Annotated in this window: 18 protein-coding genes; 1 reads left to right on the forward strand and 17 read right to left on the reverse strand. The window is 54.6% G+C overall.

What is annotated here, in order from left to right; genetic code table 11:
• Positions 1-12: 12 nt before the first annotated feature.
• Genes mobF through ACUN9X_RS18450 form a run of 3 tightly spaced genes read right to left on the reverse strand, consistent with a single transcriptional unit; the run spans position 13 to position 5,138 of the window.
• Positions 13-3,012, reverse strand: coding sequence for a MobF family relaxase (gene mobF / locus ACUN9X_RS18440; RefSeq protein WP_445473979.1), 3,000 nt, complete (start codon positions 3,010-3,012; stop codon positions 13-15).
• Positions 3,009-4,856 (reverse strand): type IV conjugative transfer system coupling protein TraD, encoded by a 1,848-nt coding sequence (gene traD, locus ACUN9X_RS18445; RefSeq protein WP_445473980.1) that lies wholly within the window; start codon positions 4,854-4,856, stop codon positions 3,009-3,011. The genes mobF and traD overlap by 4 nt, the downstream gene beginning before the upstream one ends.
• On the reverse strand, positions 4,857-5,138 hold the full coding sequence (locus ACUN9X_RS18450; RefSeq protein ID WP_062786988.1) for a hypothetical protein: 282 nt from the start codon (positions 5,136-5,138) through the stop codon (positions 4,857-4,859).
• 314 nt (positions 5,139-5,452) lie between these two features.
• On the opposite strand from ACUN9X_RS18450, the gene ACUN9X_RS18455 reads away from it, so the two are divergent.
• Positions 5,453-5,743, forward strand: coding sequence for a hypothetical protein (locus ACUN9X_RS18455; RefSeq protein ID WP_445473981.1), 291 nt, complete (start codon positions 5,453-5,455; stop codon positions 5,741-5,743).
• A gap of 43 nt (positions 5,744-5,786) precedes the next feature.
• Here ACUN9X_RS18455 and ACUN9X_RS18460 read toward each other — a convergent pair whose 3' ends face one another.
• The 14 genes from ACUN9X_RS18460 to ACUN9X_RS18525 form a co-directional block, all read right to left on the reverse strand.
• The gene (locus tag ACUN9X_RS18460; RefSeq protein WP_445473982.1) at positions 5,787-6,119 is read right to left on the reverse strand and encodes a DUF3768 domain-containing protein; all 333 of its coding nucleotides are present in this window, start codon (positions 6,117-6,119) and stop codon (positions 5,787-5,789) included.
• Between the two features lie 72 nt (positions 6,120-6,191).
• Complete coding sequence (locus tag ACUN9X_RS18465) at positions 6,192-7,055, reverse strand: ArdC family protein (protein ID WP_062786997.1); 864 nt, start codon at positions 7,053-7,055, stop codon at positions 6,192-6,194.
• Positions 7,056-7,739: 684 nt separating this feature from the next.
• The gene (locus tag ACUN9X_RS18470; protein WP_445473983.1) at positions 7,740-8,504 is read right to left on the reverse strand and encodes a DUF4942 domain-containing protein; all 765 of its coding nucleotides are present in this window, start codon (positions 8,502-8,504) and stop codon (positions 7,740-7,742) included.
• A 184-nt stretch (positions 8,505-8,688) separates the two neighbouring features.
• On the reverse strand, positions 8,689-8,937 hold the full coding sequence (locus tag ACUN9X_RS18475) for a hypothetical protein (protein WP_445473984.1): 249 nt from the start codon (positions 8,935-8,937) through the stop codon (positions 8,689-8,691).
• 54 nt (positions 8,938-8,991) lie between these two features.
• On the reverse strand, positions 8,992-10,608 hold the full coding sequence (locus ACUN9X_RS18480; RefSeq protein ID WP_445473985.1) for a DNA cytosine methyltransferase: 1,617 nt from the start codon (positions 10,606-10,608) through the stop codon (positions 8,992-8,994).
• Between the two features lie 55 nt (positions 10,609-10,663).
• Complete coding sequence (locus ACUN9X_RS18485; protein ID WP_445473986.1) at positions 10,664-11,080, reverse strand: antirestriction protein; 417 nt, start codon at positions 11,078-11,080, stop codon at positions 10,664-10,666.
• Between the two features lie 114 nt (positions 11,081-11,194).
• Positions 11,195-11,401: a hypothetical protein gene (locus ACUN9X_RS18490; RefSeq protein ID WP_445473987.1), complete on the reverse strand. Its 207-nt coding sequence runs from the start codon at positions 11,399-11,401 to the stop codon at positions 11,195-11,197.
• A 52-nt stretch (positions 11,402-11,453) separates the two neighbouring features.
• Positions 11,454-11,594 (reverse strand): hypothetical protein, encoded by a 141-nt coding sequence (locus tag ACUN9X_RS18495; protein ID WP_445473988.1) that lies wholly within the window; start codon positions 11,592-11,594, stop codon positions 11,454-11,456.
• 729 nt (positions 11,595-12,323) lie between these two features.
• Positions 12,324-12,839: a heavy metal-binding domain-containing protein gene (locus ACUN9X_RS18500; protein WP_445473990.1), complete on the reverse strand. Its 516-nt coding sequence runs from the start codon at positions 12,837-12,839 to the stop codon at positions 12,324-12,326.
• A 75-nt stretch (positions 12,840-12,914) separates the two neighbouring features.
• The gene (locus ACUN9X_RS18505) at positions 12,915-13,124 is read right to left on the reverse strand and encodes a hypothetical protein (RefSeq protein WP_222535034.1); all 210 of its coding nucleotides are present in this window, start codon (positions 13,122-13,124) and stop codon (positions 12,915-12,917) included.
• Between the two features lie 48 nt (positions 13,125-13,172).
• Positions 13,173-13,388, reverse strand: coding sequence for a hypothetical protein (locus ACUN9X_RS18510; protein ID WP_445473991.1), 216 nt, complete (start codon positions 13,386-13,388; stop codon positions 13,173-13,175).
• Positions 13,385-13,735, reverse strand: coding sequence for a hypothetical protein (locus ACUN9X_RS18515; protein WP_445473992.1), 351 nt, complete (start codon positions 13,733-13,735; stop codon positions 13,385-13,387). The genes ACUN9X_RS18510 and ACUN9X_RS18515 overlap by 4 nt, the downstream gene beginning before the upstream one ends.
• A 256-nt stretch (positions 13,736-13,991) precedes the next feature.
• Positions 13,992-14,405 (reverse strand): antirestriction protein, encoded by a 414-nt coding sequence (locus ACUN9X_RS18520; RefSeq protein WP_445473993.1) that lies wholly within the window; start codon positions 14,403-14,405, stop codon positions 13,992-13,994.
• A gap of 184 nt (positions 14,406-14,589) precedes the next feature.
• The gene (locus tag ACUN9X_RS18525; protein WP_062787278.1) at positions 14,590-15,276 is read right to left on the reverse strand and encodes a hypothetical protein; all 687 of its coding nucleotides are present in this window, start codon (positions 15,274-15,276) and stop codon (positions 14,590-14,592) included.
• Between the last annotated feature and the right edge of the window lie 553 nt (positions 15,277-15,829).

Here is a 15,829-nt window from a genome sequence, read left to right on the forward strand (position 1 = left end):
ACTCTCCCTCTGCTACAGGGACATCTCCTTAGAAGGGCCGCCCCGAATCTTCTCAACCGCTTTGTTAACGGCTTCTTTGACCACATTGGTCGCTTTCTCCAGCCGAGTTTCTTTAATAAGGCCATCACCCGCGAAGAGCCTCTCAACGCTAATCCGGCGGCCCTCTAGGGCGCTGGTCTTTTCTCCGGTTCTCTCTTCAATCCCCCGAATGAGCTTCGACTTGTCATCGGTATACACATAGGCGTTCTCTTTTGCCCGCGACAACGCCACATAAAACGTTTTCTGGTTTATCAGATTCCGGCGCCAGCTCTCTGCTAGAACAATGGCGTCGCGATATGTCTGACCTTGAGCCGAGAAAATAGTAGACGCGTAACCATGATCCCAGTGCCTCTGATCCTTCATGTTCAAATCAATGACGCGGCCATCCTTGAAACGGACCGTAGCCGTGTCGCCCTCAATTTTAAGCACTTCGCCTTTCAGCCCGTTTTTCAAGTCGAGGTCTTTATCGGTTTTCCGCCACTGTATCTGATCACCCTCAGCCAGCTTCTTCTCATCCTCACGGTAAACTTCAACGCCGTGCTTTGCCCTGCCCGCTACTTTATCGGGTCTCCAATCAACTACCTGGCCATTCTCTCGTTCGAATACTACTTTCTGGCCATCTACACGCAGGATCTTAACCCGTTCATTTATTTCCACTCCAAGCGTCTTAAAGGCTTTAGAAAATTCAACATAATCTCCGGCCGTATAGCCTCGCACACTCCCTTTTTCGACCCTTGTGAGTCCACGACTGACCATCACCGAAAACGAAGCTGAATCGGCGTTCAGCTCACCCCTCTGTTGCAGACCTTCCCGGATCCTCTGGTTCACCTCACCTCTTGTTTCATTGTCTGGGATCATCAAGAGGGTATCTGCACGGTCGCCCTGAGATCGGGCAACATACTGATCGACTATCTTATTTAAACGCTGTGCTTTATCGGCCTCTTCAACTACTCGGCCATCAATCTTTTTGAGCGCCTTCGCCGCATCACCAACCACACTATCCTTCACAGCGCTGAGCAAAATCGGGTTCCCCTTCTGGCGCTGAATTTCGTTCATGACGGCGGTTTTCATTCCGCCTCGCTGAAGCTGATTGAATGGCTTACCCCACTCAATGGCTCCGATTTGCGCCTTGTCCCCAACCAGGGCCACTCTGGCACCGGTCTTCCTGCTGAAGGTAAGAAGGTCTGCCATTTGAGATGAATTTATCAATGAAGCCTCATCGATCACCCAGATCTCTTTGTTATTTTTGCCGATACCGCCTTGGGAGTCTTTTTCACCATTTGCCAGGGCGTAGAGGTGACTGGCAATGGTCTGGCTCTCAATGCCTGCCCCCTTTTGCAGTTCTTCGGCGGCCGCCCCAGTCATCGCAAAACCTCGCACCTTATATCCCCGGTGCTCACCAATATCTTTCACAGCCTGGAGCATGTAGGTTTTGCCGGTACCAGCGTAGCCTTGTACCCCAACCACCCGATCTCTAGTCCCAACGATCGTCTGAACTCCGTCAAGCTGGCCTTTCGTCATGCCCAACTTTCCGGTGAAGTCCTTGATCGCCGACTTTCCAGCAATAGGCCTCAGCTCACCCTGCCCGGTCTTCACCAGGTCTACGATGTAACGTTCCTTTTTTAAGGCCTGAGGGGTCGTGAGATAATCAGCCTCCTTATCATTAACCCCCACCGCCGGCAGTAAGATCTTGGCCTCTTTCAAGCCAGAAATAGCGCTATTTACTGCTTGAAAGCTGTGCCGTCCAACTGCTGTACTCATCGTCGTCTTCAGCAATTCTTTCTCAGAGAACACGGCCTCTCTCTCCGCGAGTTTCCTGTAGGCAAATATCACATCATCTCTCGCGGACTCGCCTTTAAACACCTTTTCGCCGCGACCTTCCCCTTGAGGCGAGTTTCGATCCTGTGGCCCTGTCTCCCTCTCATCGACTGGCCCCCCAGGCGCCGTGTCGCTCCGTGGTTGAACTTCCGGATCAATCTTTACCCGATCTGGACCAGGTGTCGTTGAATCCTTGCCTTTGGGCTGAGCTGGCTGAGACTTGCCGGAATCAGCATTCTCGTGCTCTTTGTCCCGCTCAATCCGCTTCAACGGGATAGCCGGGAGCGTTAATCCGGCCTCTTTCAACTCCCTAGACCAGCGCTCCAAGAGAACCTCTTTTGTCGCCGTTTTCTTGCTATCGCGGGTCATCAACGACGCTCGATCCATCGCCTTAGCGCCTTCCAACCCGCGCTCCTTTGCGGCAGCTTCAATGTCTTTTCGGCGCTTCGAGAACAAGCCCCGGAGCTCCTGGCTAACCTCTTTAAGCTCGAACGTGCCTTTTTTACCTGGAACCACGGTATAACCTAACTCGGTCGCTTTCATCGCCAGTTCTGAACGGTAAATCTGACCAATAAGCATGGAGTTATCGTACATGCGACCGCTTTCGATAGAGCGCCACTGTGCGTCGTCCCGGAGGGTCGCATTAAGAATGACGCTATGAGTGTGCAACTGAGGGTCCAATGCCCGTGAAGTCGAATGGGTAAACATGGCCGCAGCCATGTTTTCGGTGCGAACAAACCGCGTCACGCCATTCTCACTTTTCCGGCCGCCCACCAGGTTCTTCTCCAGGTAACCCAGCGCTGCTTTAACTGATTCCTGATGAGCCTTAATCAGCCGCTCGTCGCCACCGGCCAACGCCATGATTGATACCGACTTGGGAGCAGAAAGCGTAAAGTCCCAGCCCTTCTTATGCTCAATACCGCCTTTGCCGTTAGCCCTACCCAGGGTATCCCCTGTAGGCAATCGGCCTTCTAGTGCATTCTCAAATACCTTCATGTCAACGGGACCACTCAGGCCCATCAAGGCCGCTCCATTTCCAAACCACTGGGTCGGAATTGACTCTTTCTCCCCGTTTTCGTCGCGGCTATAGTAATCCGCATCCTTGTAGTAGCTGCTCGCCACCTTTGCGCTACCAATCGCTTTGATGCTGATCATAGAATGGCTCCATCCCGGTACTTCAACGCCATTTGATCAGGGGTTTGCTCCACCTCGGTTTTTCCATCAATGGAAACGTCGGCATCGCCGTGAAGATCTTCATCGACAATCACTTCCTCCACGTTCAGTTTCCGATCAACAAAACCCTCCACCCGCCGCTTCAGTTCTTTTCGTTTGAGCACAAACTTAGCCACAGGAAAACTTCGCCCTAACTTCAAATAGCCATGCAGGTCAGGGAGGAATAAAATTTCCGTCGGCAACACAATGGGTCTTAGCTGCCGCTGGCGCGAAAGGGATACACCGTCTCGGATATCGTTTACGCCATAGGATATGCCTTCATTCGTTTCAAGCTGCTCCGTGGCCCCCAGCCCGTTACTGGCCCACTTTGCAGAACGGTCCTCATTGAACCGAAATACTGCCCAGGTGGAGCACATGCCCACCAGGGCATCGGCATCGTCCCGACCATAAATACCAACCAATTGAGGGTACGACTGCACCCCTAGAACACCGCAGCCGCCAAACTTCCTGGATTGCGCCAGGGTATCGGTCAGCGAGGGCAGCCGGTTCAAACTGGGCAACTCATCGATCATCAGCCAGATACGCCTGTCTCGGCAGGGTTTCATTGACAAAATGGCCGAGGACGCCGTGTCCAACCATGCCGTAATCAGGGGACGAACAACCTCTTTTTGGTCATCTTTCCTGGTAATGAAGATCCACTGGTCGACGCCGTCATTCTTTACCCAGTCTTTGATCGAAAAGGGATCGTCAGAGTCTTGCAGGTACTTCAGAGATCGCACATACGTTGCCAGAACCGCCCTTACCGACGCGGCCATTTTTTCAGCGCCCTCCGCGAGTATGGCCGCCCCTTCGGTACCCTTAAGATACCCAATGATCTCTTCCAGAGAAGCATTGAGGATTTTGTCCACAAACAGTCGATTAGAGCGTTGTGGGTGATCCGCAAGCTTCCTTGCCATTGCTGAAAATACCAGTCTTGCGGCCTGCGTCCAGAACGGGTCGTTGGACTTTTGCTCGGGAATGAAGGATGCAGCCAGCTGATCGAATTCATACTCTTCTTTGCACTCGCCCCACAGATCCCAGGACCGACCACGCGCATCAAAAGGACTCAGAATCACATCCTGGCCTTCACGAAAGAAGTGGGAAACCATATCCCCCGCCGGGTCATAAACAACCGCCCGCTCACCGCGCCGTCTGAACTCACTCAGCATTTCTTTATACGTCTCTGACTTGCCGGTACCTGGAGCCCCAACTACCAAGAAATGAGCAGGCTCTGAATCCTTCGGAATTGGTATACCCGCCATCTTCAGCCCTGCGGTTTTCGTGGTGCGTTTCACGGTCTTACCAAGCTCCTTTGCATCAACCAGTTTGCCTCCCCGGACAAACTCCTCATCTGAGAAGCCTTTACCGGTCGAGTTGAGAAATCGGAAAACCAGCGCGCTAAAGATCACCAGTGACACCAAACCAGTCACCACGCCAAACAGCAGTGCGGTATAGCTCCTACCAACAATCTCCTGTACCCCGGAATTCCTCAGATACCCCGCCGCCGGGATAACCCGATCGCGCCCATCCGGGTAAGTAATAGAAACAGTTGAATCCTCCAGTTTCAGACCTTCGTGTTTGACGTAGGCCTCGGCATATCCGATCGCTATGGATCTCTCAATCGGGTCCGTCTTGATCCAATAAGTGATCGCAACCGCTGCAATAAATAAAACCAGACAGGCTCTTGAGAACTGAACGACTACCTGCCAAATCATTCGGAAATAATGGATGGTGGTTTGACCACCACGAGTGAAATTACCTACTCCTGAACCCCGGAAAATGCTCATCTACAACACCCCCATCTTTTCCAGGATGGCTATCGAATCCTCCCGGGCCGCATTAATAAGTGATTCTTCGTGAACACCAGCAACGCGCTGGGAGAGGCACAGCGTCTGAACCCCTATCTTTAGAAGGGCATCCAATTTCCCGTTGGCCCCTTCCGTGGCGGCAATGCCACGCTCAATGATGATTCGCCACATTTCAGACTCGGTGCTGATACCCCGACGCCGAGCTTCCTGCTTAACAAAGGTAATGGTGTCCTCGGACACTCGAATGGATACCGCCCTCATCCTTGCCGCTCCATATAGATTTATTTGTTTTCATATAATAATATGTTTTCCGTATGCGCGCTAGGCCTTGCGCCAATTGGTGAGGGCAAGAGGTGTGTATACCGTATGCGCTGCATAGCGCATACGCTTCAGGCCTTGTGGCACAAGGCCTGAAGCATTGCAGCGTAAGCTGCGTAGGGTGTGAGAAAAACCGGGCGGCAGCAGGCCGCTGAGGTCCAGGCAGTCCCCCAACCGCCGGCTTTTACGGCCTGGCCGTTTTCCTTCGGGACCGGGGCGCTATCTGGTAAACCATTGGTAAACAAAAGAGGCTAGATATGGCTTTGAAAGGATCCGTGTTTGCAAAAACCAGGGAAGACTCTGTAACCGTCTCGGCCAAGGTTCCCCGCTCTCTGAAAAATCGGGCAGATCACTTGCGGGATCAAATCCAGGAAATTGACCAGGAACTGAGTTTTGACTTGAGTCTGATCATCCGAGACGCAATCGAAGAAGCTGTGCAGAAGGGTGAAAAGGAAATTTCGAAAATGAAACGGGCGCAGCCGAAATTCTCTGGCGACACCCAACCATCAACAGGGCAACCAGCAACAGGGGAAATGGAAAGAGCCTAATCAGTTGACCAGGGAGGCCGTCGGCCTCCCCTCGGTCAACCCGTCAAGCTTCATAGGTATGCAGAATTTTTAGGACGCGAAAGCATCGATCCGGATGCACCTGGTTCACCGGGATCCTCTCCCCACTGCCCTTCTCCCGGTATTCAATCCTGAAAACATATTGCTCCCGGTCCAGGTGAACAACGCCGACATCGTGATAATCCACAGCAGCCGCCACAGAAAAACTGTGCTCCCCTCGTACCAGGTTAAACAGCTCCCTCTTCCGGTCTGCGGGTAAAACTCGCACCCTACGGCTTATGGCTACCACACCCAGGCGGCGCGCCAGGGTCTTACGAAAAATATCGTTGGTTCTAGAGACAAGTTCAAAATGTTTCATGATCTTTGCTCCCTTTAACTCGCCACGGTTTACCGGCGAACATGAAAAAGGGCCCCGGCGGGGCCCTGTGATCTATGCGGCTTGGTCCTGCTGTGCGTCCTCCAGGCGAGCCAACATATAGTTATGGGCTTTTTGAGCCAGAGACGCGGCTTTAAACAGCGCTTTCTTGTCGAAGTCCAGAATCCGAATCCAATGTGCCAGGTAACTTTTGTGCTGCATCTCCCCTTCCAGACCGATACGGCTGCAAACCATCCAGGACGTAAACTCGGCTACCAGTTCTTCAAAGGCATAGGCGTCTGATCCGAACTTGCCGATCAGCTCCCGATTCAGTCGTGATTTATGCCCGGTCGCGTGCGCCATCTCATGCAGACGTGTGGCGTAATAATCCTCGCCCTTAGCGAACTGCTCGCGTTCTGGCATGTGGATACGATCCACTGACGGGATGTAATGGGCGCTATCACCTCCATGAACAGTCACACAGTCAAATGCTTCGCATAGGGCTTCCGCGTCTGCGATTGGCGCCCAGGTAGGTTCTACAGCCGGCTTTTCGATACCGTCCAGTTGATCCCGATTGAATACCGTAAACGAATTAATCACTGTATAGGCTTCGGTTTCCGTCTCGCCGTTTTCATTGACCACGTTTTTCTCTACTGGCTTGAAGAACACACAACGCGTTCCCTTCTCCCCTTTTCGAACCGTTGCGCCACTGGCTTTAGCCTGCTTGAAGGTCACCCACTCGTTACTGGTAAACCCGGCCTGGTAGCTTCGCATCGCCAACAACAGCACATTGATTCCGCTGTAGGGATTCCCTGTAGTCATGTTGACCGGAAGCGCCAGCATCCCGCGCTTTTCCCACGGGCAAACCCAAGGCTTAACGCCTTCTTTCAGAGCAACCAAAAACTCAGAGGTGATTTCTGCGTAAAGATCTTTTTTCATGATGGGAGTCTCCTAACTCGCCTCGATACACCGGCGAACGTGATGGCTGACCTAACGTCTAAACCATGAGTAAATAATAGCAAAAATAAACATCTGGGTAAACATTTAAGCAAATAAATAAGGCTCTTTTTTTAAACACCAAAGGCTTGATTTCCCACCCCTGATCCTGAATGTCCGGATTCCGCCGGGTCCGGGCAGCGCCCGGCATAAACACCAGCCGGGCCAACGGCCCGCGCCTTATTGGTGATGCGACCAGACCCCCGCCTGCCTGGTAGATCCCGACCGCCCTTCATCCGCACCCGTCGAAGCAGACGCCGGGCCGGCCCTGGCAAGGTGGAACGCAGCGCAGCGAGTAGACCTTGCCAGGGCTGGTCCGGTGGCTGAGGGTGCATAACGGATGAAGGAAGGTCGGGATCGAACTGCGGGAGCTGAACCCCCTCCGGCCAGGTGGCTGCGCCACTTGGCCTTCGTGTGGTCGTCTTAACAGTCGCGCCAGCGTCTGTTGACCACACCCGGGGCCCCGCTGCGCGGGGATCCTACTGCGGGCCGCACAGCGGCCTGCCCGACCGGAGGTCGGAAGCGATAGGGATACGGAGGGCGTCAGTCCCGCCAACGGCGGGATGAGCGAATAGCGAACCCGGAGCAGCCCGGCCCGCAGGGATCGCCAATGAACTTCAATCTCGATCACCGCTGACCTGGCAAACTCTCCCCATAATGGTCTGCAATCAGCGTGTTCACACGGTCTACCAGATCCGGTCTCGTAAACCAGACATGAACATTGCCATTATCAAACCACCGCAACTCGAAATAGTCCGTCTGACAGCGTGTTTCATGTTTCGCCTGCGCCATGTGAATCCTCGCGGCCGCATCGTATTGAGGGTCAGGCAGGGGCTGGTGATCCACCACGTAAAAAATCCGCTCAATATCGGCAAGCTCAGAACGCCTTTTCACATACCGGCTAACCTCCGAGAGCGCTCCCGTCAGAATGACGCGCCGGCCAATTTTGAACGAATCGTGAGACCGATACTTGGGCCGAACCAATCCTTTAAACACGTTCACGATTCCACGACGAAAAGTCTTCTCCCGATCCCCATAGAATTGCTTGAACGTTGCCCCAACGGCATCCCCATCCAATGCCGGAGGATCCGTTTCAAGGGCTTTCCGGAAGCTCTCCACGGCCTCATGATCCATTAATGCACGCAGCCCGGTTGCCTCCATCAAATACAGCCACGCGTCCCGATCAAAACGTTTCGTCACCGCCTCAAGAAATGACGAATGCCGCTCAGGAAAACTCAGCCTGCGATGCTCAGAGGAGCACAACACCAAGAAGCCATGTGCATTACCCGTGGCCACCCGAAATAACTCATCGGCCTCGCGCAATGCGGTTAATGCCTGGTCCACCAGGACCAGGCAGCGCCGCCGATGTTCAATCTGCTGTTCAACTGTCATCCGGCGAACCGGTAAATTGTCCCTGCTCATAGTCCATCCCCATGTCGCAACAACCGGCGCCGAATTGCGATCCTTTTGGCTGCCAAAAGCGTCAGCCGAAGTTCCAGAGTGGACAACCGACCTAGGCACACAGCCTGACCGCCCTCAAACGCCCTCACGAGTGCTGTGGCACGATTTTCTATCATTACGCGACACACAACGACCCCCTCCCCTTCCGGGCGTCTGTGGCGATCTGACGGAACGCTGCGGTTGATTCACACAGCGCTCGGAACAACAGTGCATGACGACAAGTAATAAACTCGGCAAGCTTGGTACGTTCCTTCCGTTTCCAACCCACCACCACCCAGAACGGCACAGGCGAATCCCGCTCGACTGAAAATCGCTCGTAGTCGGCCAAGCCCTCAATGCTATCCAGATATATCAACGTATCCATGACGCCTCCTTGATCAGGCCCGGCGTTAGCCGGGCCCTGGTTCCCTCAGATGGATCAGGCTGGAACCCCTGACTGATCGACCGACAACGCCAGCGCCACCGGGCGAACCCAGATCGGCGTTGACCCCAGAACAAACGTTTCGCCAGACCAAGCCAGCAACAGCGTTTCGCCCATTACCTCGGCGATAGCCTTTGCGGCCTGCGCCGGTACCGCGTTGCCGATACGCTCCCGCCAATCTGAATCAGCCCCCCCAGACAAAGTAATAACCTCTTCTGGGTCGATCAGGCTTTGCAATGCGGCAAGCTCCAGCGTGGTGAACGGTCGATGCCAAGTGCCGTCCTCCGCTTCAATACAGGTCACCAAACGGTCTGAGGCTGCCGGTAAACGCGGGTCTGCTACCGACCACTTACCGTTGTCATGTCCAGCGGACGATGACACAGCACCCGTTGGCGCCGTCCAATCAATCACCCCGTAATGCCCTGCGGTCAGGTAGCTGTCTCCGGCCTTGCGCCGAAAACCAGGGCGAGGGTCAGCCACTGCAAACGCGCCATTGCCGGTGGTACTGGCGGCGATCACCGCCCCGGCAGGCTCATCAAACCGGGTTACGCGGTATTTGCCGCCTTTCCAACGTGTGTGTTCCATCGGTCTCGGGTCCGCGACAGAAAACCGCCCCTGCCCCGGCGACCGCTGGCCCGTCACCACACCCGCCGTTTCCTGCCAGTCAATTACCCCAAATTGGCTGTAATTGGCGCCACTGAAGCCGGGAGAAGCGACCATAAATCTCTCCCCTTCCACCCGCTCAATGGCGAAATCCTTTAAAAATCCATCCTCTACAGCCAGTCGGTTGAGTGAGCGCCAATCCTTACCAGCCTCAACGAAGGCCAACCGCACCCAAGTTTTCCACTGAAGGGAAGGCACCCGGTGCATCGGCCCCGCTTCGGGATCACCCGGTGCAGGCATCTGACTCAGAACCTCGCCAACACCGCGTAACCGTTTCCGGGTCGGCTCGTACAGGAACGGCGGCACCTTAACTTGATGTCGAGCGACCAATAAAAAGCGCTTGCGCGACTGCGCCAAGCCGCCAATTTCACCGCAGTCATGCGCGGTTTCCGCCACGGCGTAGCCATAGGATCGGAGCAGCGAAACAATCTGATCGAGCAGCGCCCTACCCCGGGAAGCAATCCGCGGCACGTTCTCGAAAATAATCAGTTCGGGGGGATCGTCAGACCAGGCTTCCGCCATCAGCCAGACACAGCGAAGCGTGAGCCGATTAAGGGCCTGATATTTCGTTGTTTTGCTTAATGTCTCTGACAACAGGCCGGACAGCCCCTTACACGGTGCCGAAATAAAAACGATATGCGGCCGCTCCCCTCCAGCTGCCCGCTGGATGTCAAACGGTGTCGCCTCATCCCAATCAGCAGGAGGAGTGCGACCGTGAAAGTCCTCGTACTGGTCCCGGCTGAATAGATCCATCAGCGTTCCTTTAGCCCCTGCCAGCCGCTCAAAGTCCTTCAGAGCGCCTGCATCGATATCGATACCCCCAAGGCAGCGAAAGCGCCCCTGCAAGCGACCAACCGTGGGCCGCGCCTCGTTCATGCCCTTGGCACCGCCACCCAAGCCACAGCAAAAGTGAAAATGCCGGATTTCGTATTCGCTTCCCTGAATCTGCATAACCGTATCCTCTGGAGTCCTGAGAAACCGGCGGCAACGCCGCCGGTCGCGCCTGTCAGTCGATCAGCCTGAAAATGCTTTCCATTTCCCGGTGCTCAAGTGCGTATTCCCGCAGCTTGTGAAACGCCGAATCGAAAACAGGATCTCGGTACTTCCAGACCAAACGGTTGTATGCCACCAGACACAGCGCAATTCCGGCTGCCTCTTGGCTTACCTTCTCGGAGGCATAGTTCTGAACGTTCTGAAGCTCGATGGGCTCTTGCAGGTCTGGAGCCATGAAAAAGCCTCCATTGGAGAGCTTGAAGAAATGCCAGTAAGCGCCGGTGTAATCGCCACACCATTCACCCATGACCGAGTAAATGGCCGGTTCTACGGCTCCCATATAGGCAGAAAAATAACGAGGAATGGCACACATACGGCTGTGGCCGGAGAGCTTGGTCGCTGTCACGACCGGAGAGAGGGTATCTACCATCTGAATGTCCTTCTAACTCGCCTCGAAGCACCGGCGAACGTGACGGCCAACCTCCGTTGACCGCATGTTTATAGTATCAATATCCCGTCATAATGTAAACATTTGGGTATACATTTAAACGGGAAATTCAACGCATTCTGTGACCACCTCATCACCTGGTTTCTGCCCAATATCCAAGACCAGCCAGGGCCGCTCCAGGGCACGGGGAAACTCCATGTGAAAATAGTTAGAGGGATCGCCAAGGGACACCCTAATATCCAGCTTTGACAAGCCGAGAACCCCGAATAACACCATGCAAAACCACATCAGTCCTGCTTTCATTTTGCGCTCCTTGTTCCAAGAAAAACGGGGAGGCAGAACCTCCCCGGCAGGGTTACTTAATGTGAAGCTCTATCGTCCAATCCGCGGACGCAAAGCGAAAATCCACATCGGCACCCATAGCAATCGCAAACAGCAAAATGCCAGCAATCCACTTGGCATATTTTGCGATCAGTTGCAGCTTGGATTTTTCCATTGTTATTACTCCTAAATCGCCTCGAATCACCGGCGAGCGTGGCGGCTAACAACTTCCGCTAACCACCTGTAAATAATAGCATAAATAAACATTTGGGTAAACATTTAAGAAAATAAATAAGGCTCTTTTTTAAACACCAAAGGCTTGATTTCCCACCCCTGATCCTGAATGTCCGGATTCCGCCGGGTCCGGGCAGCGCCCGGCATAAACACCAGCCGGGCCAACGGCCCGCGCCTTATTGGTGATGCGACCAGACCCCCGCCTGCCTGGTAGATCCCGACCGCCCTTCATCCGCACCCGTCGAAGCAGACGCCGGGCCGGCCCTGGCAAGGTGGAACGCAGCGCAGCGAGTAGACCTTGCCAGGGCTGGTCCGGTGGCTGAGGGTGCATAACGGATGAAGGAAGGTCGGGATCGAACTGCGGGAGCTGAACCCCCTCCGGCCAGGTGGCTGCGCCACTTGGCTTTCGTGTGGTCGTCTTAACAGTCGCGCCAGCGTCTGTTGACCACACCCGGGGCCCCGCTGCGCGGGGATCCTACTGCGGGCCGCGCAGCGGCCTGCCCGGCCGGAGGTCGGAAGCGATAGGGATACGTAGGGCGTCAGTCCCGCCAATGGCGGGATGAGCGATTAGCGAACCCGGAGCAGCCCGGCCCGCAGGGATCGTCTGACCCCACAAATTTGAACACCAGATATCGAAATTTCCGTACGGAAACTATCAAAAACGATTGGCTCAGCCTACAACCGTAACAGCCGTGCCCGTGGCGGATATCACCACAACCCCGTTATCCGTAGCACCACTGAACTCGACAACGTTAACTGAAACACCGATCACGGCATCAGCGCCCAGATTTGCTGCATTAAACCGCAGTCGTTTCAAAGCCTCTTCCCGACAGCGAACCAGGTGAGACTCGGTGCCATAACTCTGCCCGGAGCCGGCAACCGCTCGTCCAATGCTTCCAAAGAATTCATTAATTGAACTGAACGCATAGGTGCTATCGCCTGCGACAATTCCGAGCACCTTGTCTACCTCGGCTCCTGGAAGTGTCGGCGTGGTCGTGACAATCATCGTCGACAACCTTTCAGAGAGCTCCCGCTTGGGCGTCAACTGGGGTTTCTTGACATCAATCCCCTTCTTAACCGCCTCCTCGATCTTGCTGTAAACCGCCTCACAATTCGGACACTGCCAGTCCGGCGCTCGGTCCTCCGGCTTACGCTCGTAGTCACACTTCAGGCAAACTTTTCCCACTACACCACCCCTTAACGAGAAAGAGCCGTAACTAAACACAGGCCCAGTCGCTCGATGTCTATGATTCTTCCAACTTTAGTCCACGAACCCATGGTAAAGCCCAACACCCACCACGGCGTCCACAAAGCGTTTTGCAGTTGCTCGATCCATAATGACCGTCTTGCCATCGACCTTCAGGTAAATGCTGTCTTCGTCGTAGAAGGAAGAACGGCCCAGCTCAACATCCATCGTTTCCTTGTCGCCCTGGTCTCGAATGGTTTCTTCAAAGAACATTGTTGTTGCCATAGTCGACTCTCCTGTTTTGGGTGGAAGCACAACCTCTGTCCTTCCGGATCAGAGCAATCTCAAGCCATAAGGTACACCATCAAGTCCGTAAGAGAAGGTATACCCTACCCTTTCGACCGCCCTCAAAAACTCGGCGCACACCTGGTAGCCATCCCGGTTGCCCACATCCAGAAGCGCCGCGTAGTGTTCAACAATATGCGCTAAACGTTCAGGTTGTTCCTCTGAAACATCGAACAGATCCGGCAACTCCATTGCTTCCATCATTCTCCCGCTACCTCTGAATCAGTGCGCGGCAAAGCCACCGCTGCGACTATATCCCCTTCATTGATTTCCCCGCGCTTCCACTGCTCAAGCAAAAGCGGTATCACGACAGACAACATGTACTCGTATACCTGGACATTCGGCTTTCTGCCGCCAAGCGCTTGCTCCCAGGCGGTGATCCGATCATGTCTGTAGTTCGTGCCAAGGTCCTGGTTCAAGCTTTTCAAAGCATCTGACAATGGCAAAGTTCCTCCGTCAGTCATCAGCCGCCGCCACGTCGACACAATGTTGGCGTCGGTGGGGTGCACCGGGGCTCCCCGTCCCCACCGTTTCTTCGCGTTTTCACTCACTTGTGCCTCCCGGGCGATACCGTCATAATGATTTCGTTCTCTTTCTAGTCGAAGGGACACCGGCCCTGTTGAGCGTGGTGGCTTGCAGGGCCACCTCTCCCCTCCCCCACGGATCAGGAACAAGAGCGCAAGCGACATTCCCTGAAACGTAACCATAACGATATCTCTGAACGCGTAAACTGTACCTGCCAAGAGCGCAGTTCCTGAAATTTCCGTACGGAAATTCGGGCCCCTCAGCGCCGATGCTCGTTCCAGGTTAATCAATCAACAGCAAGATGTCCCAGGATTCCGGATGATCGTAGACGTACGCCATCAACCGGTCGTACTGCTCACCAAATTGGTCAGTGCGATAGGTCCAAACACAGTGATTAACGGCAAAAACACAGGCGATCAACCCCGCCGCTTGCCAACTCACCTCAGCTTCCGCCCCATTGCCAGGATTACTTACCCTTACCGTGCCCTCAATATCCGGCGCCATGAAAAAGGCACCGTTCGTGGTTTCATAAAACGTCCAGTAGCCGCCGCTGTAGTTTTCGCAAAGATGACGCATGTACACAAAAATCGCATTCTCAGCCTCAAGGAACCGATCACCAAAATAGGTGGGCAAGGTGTCCAGGCGCTCATCATCACCAACAACCGTTACCTCAATCACTGGATTGGATACACACATAGCAAATCTCCCTGTAGTCGAAGGCAAATCGGCAGGGAAAATGTGGTGGTGGAATCCCTTGCCGACTTGTTTGTCTCAACGCCAAACCGGCGTTTTCTCCATTGTTGGAACCGGTATCTGCGAGAATTTCCGTACGGAAATTTTCAGGATTAATCGGCCAAGCCCGGGGCCTGGCAAGAAAACCTCACGCACAGGCCCCGTCGGTCACATGGGACAGCGCCACAAAGTAACTCACGTGATAACCCTGGCTGACCGACAGGCCTCCCGCTGTTGGGCGGACACTCCAGGATTTGGCGTCCTCGACCAGGTCACGAATGAACGCAAGCCGGTCTACCTCTTCGCCTCGGTTGAAATTGCGCTCAGAGTCCAGAAACGAGTCATCGGTGGTCTGACCTTCGCAAACAACGCGCAAGGACTGGTCACGAGCCAGCAACCGAACCAGGTGAGGCACAGTCCACTTTTGGGGCCAGCCTGCAAGTGGATTCATGGCCGACAAAGCCATTGGGGAGAAAATCTCCTTCGACGGAAAGTGATACACCGAAACCGACAGGTGAGGCTGTAGCTTCCGGTACTCTGCCCTTTCAAGCTCCAGCGCACTCAGAACTTCAAAAAGCTTCAGGAGACTCCAGTTGGCAATAGCCAGCATGCTGATCACTGCGGATTTATGACCATGGATAATCCAACGCCGACACTCCTTGCCGCGTTTCATGGCGTAGCCGAGATCTGTGATCGCCAGGTTAAAATCGTGCTCGTGAATACCGAACCGCTGCACATGGGCAAAGGTATTCTTCACATAGACCTCGCGATCTTCGAAAGCCTGAAGCCAAGCTTCACGGGTGGTCAGGGCGTCAGTAAGGGAAACGGATCTCATAACTTACTCTCTCTTGTCTAGTCGAAGGTAAATCGGCGGGAAAATGTGGTGGTGGATTCCCTAACCGACCCACATATAATAACACCGTTACGGTGTTATTATCAAGGGATGTACCCGATTTTGAGCAAAAGTTTCCGTACGGAAATTTCCCAATTTTATTGACTCCTCACCCCTGATCCTGAATGTCCGGATTCCGCCGGGTCCGGGCAGCGCCCGGCATAAACACCAGCCGGGCCAACGGCCCGCGCCTTATTGGTGATGCGACCAGACCCCCGCCTGCCTGGTAGATCCCGACCGCCCTTCATCCGCACCCGTCGAAGCAGACGCCGGGCCGGCCCTGGCAAGGTGGAACGCAGCGCAGCGAGTAGACCTTGCCAGGGCTGGTCCGGTGGCTGAGGGTGCATAACGGATGAAGGAAGGTCGGGATCGAACTGCGGGAGCTGAACCCCCTCCGGCCAGGTGGCTGCGCCACTTGGCCTTCGTGTGGTCGTCTTAACAGTCGCGCCAGCGTCTGTTGACCACACCCGGGGCCCCGCTGCGCGGGGATCCTACT

Source organism: Marinobacter sp. V032 (assembly GCF_052645435.1).

Coding starts and splice junctions, on each gene's coding strand:
- mobF (WP_445473979.1), bottom strand. CDS start 3,012: ATGATCAGCATCAAAGCGATTGGTAGCGCAAAGGTGGCGAGCAGCTAC.
- traD (WP_445473980.1), bottom strand. CDS start 4,856: ATGAGCATTTTCCGGGGTTCAGGAGTAGGTAATTTCACTCGTGGTGGT.
- ACUN9X_RS18450 (WP_062786988.1), bottom strand. CDS start 5,138: ATGAGGGCGGTATCCATTCGAGTGTCCGAGGACACCATTACCTTTGTT.
- ACUN9X_RS18455 (WP_445473981.1), top strand. CDS start 5,453: ATGGCTTTGAAAGGATCCGTGTTTGCAAAAACCAGGGAAGACTCTGTA.
- ACUN9X_RS18460 (WP_445473982.1), bottom strand. CDS start 6,119: ATGAAACATTTTGAACTTGTCTCTAGAACCAACGATATTTTTCGTAAG.
- ACUN9X_RS18465 (WP_062786997.1), bottom strand. CDS start 7,055: ATGAAAAAAGATCTTTACGCAGAAATCACCTCTGAGTTTTTGGTTGCT.
- ACUN9X_RS18470 (WP_445473983.1), bottom strand. CDS start 8,504: ATGACAGTTGAACAGCAGATTGAACATCGGCGGCGCTGCCTGGTCCTG.
- ACUN9X_RS18475 (WP_445473984.1), bottom strand. CDS start 8,937: ATGGATACGTTGATATATCTGGATAGCATTGAGGGCTTGGCCGACTAC.
- ACUN9X_RS18480 (WP_445473985.1), bottom strand. CDS start 10,608: ATGCAGATTCAGGGAAGCGAATACGAAATCCGGCATTTTCACTTTTGC.
- ACUN9X_RS18485 (WP_445473986.1), bottom strand. CDS start 11,080: ATGGTAGATACCCTCTCTCCGGTCGTGACAGCGACCAAGCTCTCCGGC.
- ACUN9X_RS18490 (WP_445473987.1), bottom strand. CDS start 11,401: ATGAAAGCAGGACTGATGTGGTTTTGCATGGTGTTATTCGGGGTTCTC.
- ACUN9X_RS18495 (WP_445473988.1), bottom strand. CDS start 11,594: ATGGAAAAATCCAAGCTGCAACTGATCGCAAAATATGCCAAGTGGATT.
- ACUN9X_RS18505 (WP_222535034.1), bottom strand. CDS start 13,124: ATGGCAACAACAATGTTCTTTGAAGAAACCATTCGAGACCAGGGCGAC.
- ACUN9X_RS18510 (WP_445473991.1), bottom strand. CDS start 13,388: ATGATGGAAGCAATGGAGTTGCCGGATCTGTTCGATGTTTCAGAGGAA.
- ACUN9X_RS18520 (WP_445473993.1), bottom strand. CDS start 14,405: ATGTGTGTATCCAATCCAGTGATTGAGGTAACGGTTGTTGGTGATGAT.
- ACUN9X_RS18525 (WP_062787278.1), bottom strand. CDS start 15,276: ATGAGATCCGTTTCCCTTACTGACGCCCTGACCACCCGTGAAGCTTGG.